Below are 6,474 nucleotides of genomic sequence, written 5' to 3' on the forward strand. Positions count from 1 at the left end.
ATATTCATTTTATTTGGTTCGTCTTATATTGAAAGAGTTCCAATTGCGGCGTTAGTAGGAGTTATGTTTATGGTAGTTATTGGAACTTTTGAATGGAGTAGTTTTAGAATTTCAAATAAAATTCCAAGAACCGATTTATTCGTTTTGATATTGGTTTCAGCTTTAACCGTAATTTTCGATTTAGCGATTGCTGTAATTGCTGGCGTTATTGTTAGTGCCCTGGTTTTCTCTTGGGAAAATGCAACCAGAATTAGAGCACGAAAATCTTTTAGAGAAGACGGAACTAAAATTTATGAAATTTGGGGACCACTTTTCTTTGGTTCAATAACAACTTTTAATGATAAATTTGATGTTAAAAACGACCCGGATAACGTTGAAATAGATTTTATGGAATCACGTATTAGTGATCATTCAGCTTTAGAAGCTATTTTTAATATTGTTGAAAAATATGAAACTGCAAGTAAAACAATTCACTTAAAACATTTAAGTGAAGAATGTAAAGTTTTACTTCATAAAAGCAATCCAAAATTTAAAGAAGTCATAATCAATGCTATTGACGATCCAAGATATCACATAGCTGAAGATCCAGAAGCGTTTAATTAACTGGATAAACAAAAACTATTTATTCAAATATTTTTTTTATAAAATTCAATTTAGTTTTAGAATAAGGTGAATATTTTAATGGAGGTTCAAAGAAAGTAGGCTTCGATAAAATACTTTTAAAATGTGAAAATTCATTAAAACCATATTTTCCATGGTATGATCCTGTACCACTATTTCCAACGCCTCCAAAAGGCATATTGCTATTTGTAAAATGCATTACGGCATCGTTCACTGCACCACCACCAAATGAAATTTCATTTAAAATTTTATTTTTTATAAAATTATTGTTTGTAAATAAGTAAAGCGCTAAAGGTTTAGGAAGTGATTTAATCTTTGCAATCATTTCATCTAAATTAGTATATGAAATAATTGGTAAAATTGGACCAAATATTTCTTCTTGCATTACCTTATCTTCAAAAGTTATGTTGGTCATTAAAGTTGGTTCAATATATCTTGTTTCAATATTGAAATTTCCACCGTAATAAATTTTAGATGAATCTATTAAATCAACTATTCTTTGGGTGTTTTTACGATTGATTATTTGTACATAATTATCATTTTCAATCGAATATTGAGCTTTTTTAAGTTCGTCAACAGCTAATTTTAAAAAATTTTCTTTTTGAGATTCATGAACCAAAACATAATCGGGTGCTATACAAGTTTGCCCTGCATTTAAAAACTTAGCCCATATTAACCGTTTAACTCCAATTTTTAAATTACAATCTTCTGTAAAAATTGCTGGGCTTTTTCCCCCAAGTTCTAAAGTTACTGGTGTAAGATTTTTAGCCGCGGCTTGGTACACTATTTTACCAACAGCTGGGCTTCCAGTAAAAAATATTTTATCAAACTTTTGATTTAATAATTCTGTAGTTTCTGCAATCCCACCTTCAATTACTTTTAAAAAGTGAGGTTCAAAATTTTCATTTATTAGTTTCGCAATAATCGAACTTGTATTTAACGATAATTCACTTGGTTTAAGTACTGCCGTATTGCCTGCTGAAATAGCAGCAATCATTGGGCCAAATAATAAAATATATGGGTAATTCCAAGCGCCAATAATTAAAGTTACTCCAAGAGGTTCTGGAATAATATAACTTTTGGCTGGCATATTTAATAAGTTAGTTTTAACCTTTTGCCGTTTTCCCCATTTCTTTAAATTTTTGCAGCAATTGTTTATTTCATGGTAAATTAAACCTATTTCAGCCGTGTAATTTTCGGTAGATGATCTTTTAAAATCTTTATAAATGGCAGTGTGTATTGCCTCTTCATTATATTTTAATAATTTTTTAAACTTTTTTAGTTGCGAAATTCTAAAATCAAAACTTTTAGTTGCATTACTATTAAAAAATTCTCGTTGGATTTCTATAATTTCTTTCATAACCAATAACCTTAAATTTAAACGAATATAATAAATAACTACGTCTGTTTTAAATTAAGAGTTGACTTAATTCTTTAATTAAAAGGAATTCTAATTTTTTATGAAAGTTATTATAAATGCGATTGATAATTTATGATATTTTTTAACCAATTATTTATAGGATTAGCTTAAAGGCACATATAACAAAAAAGGCTCTCATAGTATGAGAGCCTTTTTTTATATAAAGCATTTAGTGCAATTTTAAAATTTTATGGGCAAGGTGTTAATGAATACGTTGCTCCATAAGTACTCCAACCCCCAGGTATACTATTTAACTGGTCTTGACTTACTTGAATACATTGTGATGGGTTAGGGCTAATACCAGCATACGTATTTAGATTAGTTAAAGCAGGGCAATTACTAACATCTAAACTAGCAAGCTGGGTACGATAAGCATATATATAATATAATGCTGGATGATTACCTAAAACTAAACTGGTAAGCGAATAGTTATATTGGCAATAGAAATAACGTAAACTTGTCGCTCCACTTACATTCAAACTTGTCAATTGGTTAGAACCGACATCAAAATTATCCAAAGCAGTATTAACACTCAAATCCAAGCTAGTAAGCTGGTTGCTGTAGGCATATAAATATTGTAATGCAGTACAGCTACTTAAATCTAAGCTAGTAAGTTGGTTGTATGTAACATCTAAATTTCTTAATGCAGTATTATTACTTAATACCAAACTGGTAAGTTGGTTACTTTGAAGGTGTAAATTTTGTAAAGCTGTTGCTTGACTCACATCCACGCTAGTAAGTTGATTATTCCAGGCATATACAGTGCGTAAATTAGGATTAGCACTGAAATTTAAGCTAGTAATTTGGTTATTAGCGATATATGCATAGTCTAAATTAGGATTAGCACTCACATCCAAGCTAGTAAGTTGGTTGTTATACATATTAAGAGAATATAAAGCTGTTGCTCCACTCAAATTTAAACTAGTAAGTTGGTTATTATTAATTTCTAAATATCTCAAATTAGGACTACTACTTAAATCTAAACTAGTAAGTTGGTTGCTATTGACATATAAATATTGTAAAGCTGTTGCTCCATTTACATTCACACTAGTAAGTTGATTGCTCTGGGCCTCTAAACGATACAAATTAGAATTAGTACTCACATCCAAGCTAGTAAGTTGGTTGTTATAGACACGTACTTGGTATAAAGCTGTTGCTCCACTCGTATTCAAATTAGTAAGTTGATTGCTCTCTGCATATACATATCGTAAAGATGTTGCTCCACTCACATCCAAGCTAGTAAGTTGATTTTGCCAGATATATAAATATTGTAAAGCTGTTGCTCCACTCACATCTATGCTAGTAAGTTGATTGTTGTCGGCATATATAGTTCGTAAATTAGGATTATTACTTACATCTATACTTGTAAGTTGGTTATAACGGACATCTAAATAATATAAGCTAGTATTATTACTCAAATCCAAGCTAGTAAGATCGGCGTCGTAGGCATATAAATATTGTAAGTTCGTAAAATCTTCAATCCCAGTTAAATCTGTTACATTTTGGTATTGTATATTTATAGAACTTAAAGTATTAATACTATTGGTACGTACATAATCGTCAAGTACATCATCACGATTTATATCAATCAAATATTGTTCAAAATTATCATCTGGTACATAGGTAAATTGAGACGTTGAACATCCATTCGCATCAACTCCTTCTCCAAATGGAGTATTAGGACATAAATCTACATCATCCATAAAACCATCACCATCTGTGTCTCTTTCGCTATCAGCACACCCGTTTGAATCAACATAGGCACCATACGGCGTATTAGGACATAAATCATCAGCATCGGTTACACCATCTCCATCATCATCTTTTTGATAATCAGCACAACCATTATAATCTACTGTTGCTCCCCAATAAGTATAAGGGCAATCATCTCTATCATCCATTACACCATCATTATCTGAATCTCTTTGATAATCGGCACAACCCCAGTAATTAACAGAGGAGCCAGATCTAGTATCAGGACATTGATCGTTATAATCACTTACGCCATCACCATCTGAATCTTTTTGATAATCAGCACAACCATTGTCATCAACTGGCCAACCATTTGAAGTATTAGGACAGTCATCTCTATCGTCATTTACGCCATCGTTATCTGAATCTTTTTGATAATCAGCACAACCATTGCTATCAACTTCTTTATTAGGTCTGGTATTATTACATAAATCAATATCATCTGGAACACCATCACCATCAGCATCTTGAACTACATATTGAAATAGTGCAGTTACATTTTTATTTGAATCTAATTGCACATATAACGTGCTATCAAATTCTGAAGGATTTGTTTGATCTCCAATAATCCAACCCTGAAAAATATAATCCTCAGCCGGTATTGCTATTAATTGAACAATATTACTATTAGGTTGATTAATAGTAGCTATAGTCCCAGAATTTGCTGGTACAACACTTGTTGAAAGATTAAAATTCGTGATTGTTTCTTCAGGAGCACACGAATAGACAAACAGCAGTAAAAAAAATGCTTTAAAATAAGTTTTCATAGATAGTTCTATTTGATTTTTAAATAACTTAGACGTACTTTTTCACACAAAAGCGTAAAGTACAAATATAGAAGTTATTTTTAATGAATTGTAATAAATAATAAAAAAAAAATATTTTTAGAGAAACCAAGTTTCATAATAGCTAGCAAGGTATTTAAAATAGTAATTCATAATTTTTTATAATGTTGAAAAATATGAAACTGCAGGAAAAGTAATTCATTTGATTCAATTAAGAGAAGATGGTATAAAAGGAATCCAAAATTTAAAGAAGTCATAATCAATGAGATTGATGATTTAAGATATCATTTAACTGAAGGTTTAGGAGTATTTAATGAGCTTCATTTAAGAAAGAAATCCAAGCAGTTTTGGTATTTAAATTTTTCAAAATAGCATTGTCTAATACTTCAATTTTGGAAATTTTGTTGAGTTTCATTTTTTTTATTTGAAAATCTAACCGAGCATTCTTATCATCTACTTTTAAAGAAAGTAGTTGTTTCCAAAAGGAAGAATCTATTTTTATAGGATGTCCATTTTTACCTTCAAAATTTGGAATAACGATACTATTTTTTGTATCAATAATTTTTTGAAGTTCTTTTGAATTTAAAATAGGAATATCAATATGATTTAAAAGTACATTGCAGGTTGAATCTATTGCTGTTAAAACAGTTTGCAGCGTTGAAAATGAACCTAGTTCAGGATGTTGGTTTATGGTTATTTTAACTTTTAAATTTTGAAAATCTACATAGTTATTAACTGCATTTTCAAACCAAGGAATTGCATCAAAATAATAAAGGTAATTGTAGCCTAATCCAATATATACTTCTGAAATTGTTGTTTTTGAAATTCTGTTTAGTTGTTCTAAAATCCAAAAAGTATGTTGATATTTTAACAAACCTTTATCTACACCCATTCTTTCTGATTTTCCACCAGCTAACAGTACAAAAACGGACTTATTTCCCATAGTATTCTTTCAGTAGTTCAGCAGCAATACTAATGGCTATTTCCTTTGGTGTATGACCGCCTAAATCTAATCCAACCGGACAATGAACGGGTGAAATACCAGCCTCAAAATTCAGTTCGTTTCTTAGCATATTATTGAACTTATTCTTTTTGGTTTTACTTCCAATTAATCCAATATAGTTGGTTTCAGAATGTAATGCTAAAGCAGTAATTTCAAAATCTAATTTATGATCGTGCGTCATAATTACCACATAACAATTTGATCCCCAGTTTATGTGTTGTTTGTATAAATCAAAATCAATAGCAACGTAATTAATACTTTTATCTATTTCAATAGTATTTCTCCAATTATCACGTGTATCTAATAAGGTAATATTGAAAGGAGTATCTTTTAATATATGGCAAATTTCAATGCCAATATGACCTGCGCCAAATAAAAATAATTCAGGAGTTTGATTCATAGGTTCAATAATTAATTCAACTTTTCCGCCACAACATTGTTCAAATTCAGGGCCTAAAGTGTATGAGAATTCTTTTATTTTATTTTCATTAATTGCAATTACAGCCTCATCAATTACTTGAAATTCTAATTTTCCGCCACCTATAGTTCCGAAAATTTCTTTTTGCTTCGTAACAATCATTTTTGAAGCCACTTTGCAAGGAGCAGAACCTAAAACTTTTGTAATTGTTACTAAAGCAATAGGTTGTCTTTTAAGCTTAAAATTTTGTAATAAATCTATCCAGTTGTTCATAAAATTATACTAAACCATGGTCAGATAAAGGTAAATTATAATATCGTTTTCCTGTTGCTTTAAATATAGCATTTACAATAGCAGGAGCAATAACAGGCACACCAGGTTCTCCAACACCAGTTGGTCTATCTGTACTTTCTACAATTTCCACATGTACCTTTGGAGCTTGATGAATACGGGTCATTTGATAATCATGATAATT

General features: G+C 30.2%; 5 protein-coding genes and 1 pseudogene. 1 reads left to right on the forward strand and 5 read right to left on the reverse strand.

Annotated elements, in window-relative coordinates; translation table 11 throughout:
• Positions 1 to 603, forward strand: a 603-nt coding sequence (locus tag Q0352_RS07380) for an STAS domain-containing protein (RefSeq protein WP_299525941.1), incomplete at its 5' end; no start/stop codon positions are given.
• 19 nt (positions 604 to 622) lie between these two features.
• On the opposite strand, the gene Q0352_RS07385 is transcribed toward Q0352_RS07380, so the two are convergent.
• The 5 genes and pseudogenes from Q0352_RS07385 to Q0352_RS07405 all read right to left on the reverse strand — a co-directional run.
• A complete protein-coding gene (locus Q0352_RS07385) occupies positions 623 to 1,981 on the reverse strand; it encodes an aldehyde dehydrogenase (RefSeq protein WP_299525944.1) in 1,359 nt (452 codons plus the stop codon).
• A gap of 248 nt (positions 1,982 to 2,229) precedes the next feature.
• Positions 2,230 to 4,560 carry a leucine-rich repeat domain-containing protein gene (locus Q0352_RS07390; RefSeq protein ID WP_299525946.1) on the reverse strand — a complete coding sequence of 777 codons (2,331 nt, stop codon included), beginning with the start codon at positions 4,558 to 4,560 and terminating at the stop codon, positions 2,230 to 2,232.
• A 328-nt stretch (positions 4,561 to 4,888) separates the two neighbouring features.
• Positions 4,889 to 5,521 carry an NTP transferase domain-containing protein gene (locus tag Q0352_RS07395; protein WP_299525949.1) on the reverse strand — a complete coding sequence of 211 codons (633 nt, stop codon included), beginning with the start codon at positions 5,519 to 5,521 and terminating at the stop codon, positions 4,889 to 4,891.
• Positions 5,511 to 6,272, reverse strand: a complete 762-nt coding sequence (gene xdhC / locus Q0352_RS07400; protein WP_299525952.1) for a xanthine dehydrogenase accessory protein XdhC — start codon at positions 6,270 to 6,272, stop codon at positions 5,511 to 5,513. Before xdhC ends, Q0352_RS07395 begins: the two co-directional genes overlap by 11 nt.
• A gap of 4 nt (positions 6,273 to 6,276) precedes the next feature.
• A pseudogene (locus tag Q0352_RS07405) lies at positions 6,277 to 6,474 on the reverse strand (hypothetical protein); the annotation flags it as partial.

Source organism: uncultured Lutibacter sp., from assembly GCF_937891065.1.
In the GTDB taxonomy this organism is placed as follows: Bacteria; Bacteroidota; Bacteroidia; order Flavobacteriales; family Flavobacteriaceae; genus Lutibacter.

Coding starts and splice junctions, on each gene's coding strand:
- Q0352_RS07395 (WP_299525949.1), bottom strand. CDS start 5,521: ATGGGAAATAAGTCCGTTTTTGTACTGTTAGCTGGTGGAAAATCAGAA.
- Q0352_RS07390 (WP_299525946.1), bottom strand. CDS start 4,560: ATGAAAACTTATTTTAAAGCATTTTTTTTACTGCTGTTTGTCTATTCG.
- Q0352_RS07385 (WP_299525944.1), bottom strand. CDS start 1,981: ATGAAAGAAATTATAGAAATCCAACGAGAATTTTTTAATAGTAATGCA.
- xdhC (WP_299525952.1), bottom strand. CDS start 6,272: ATGAACAACTGGATAGATTTATTACAAAATTTTAAGCTTAAAAGACAA.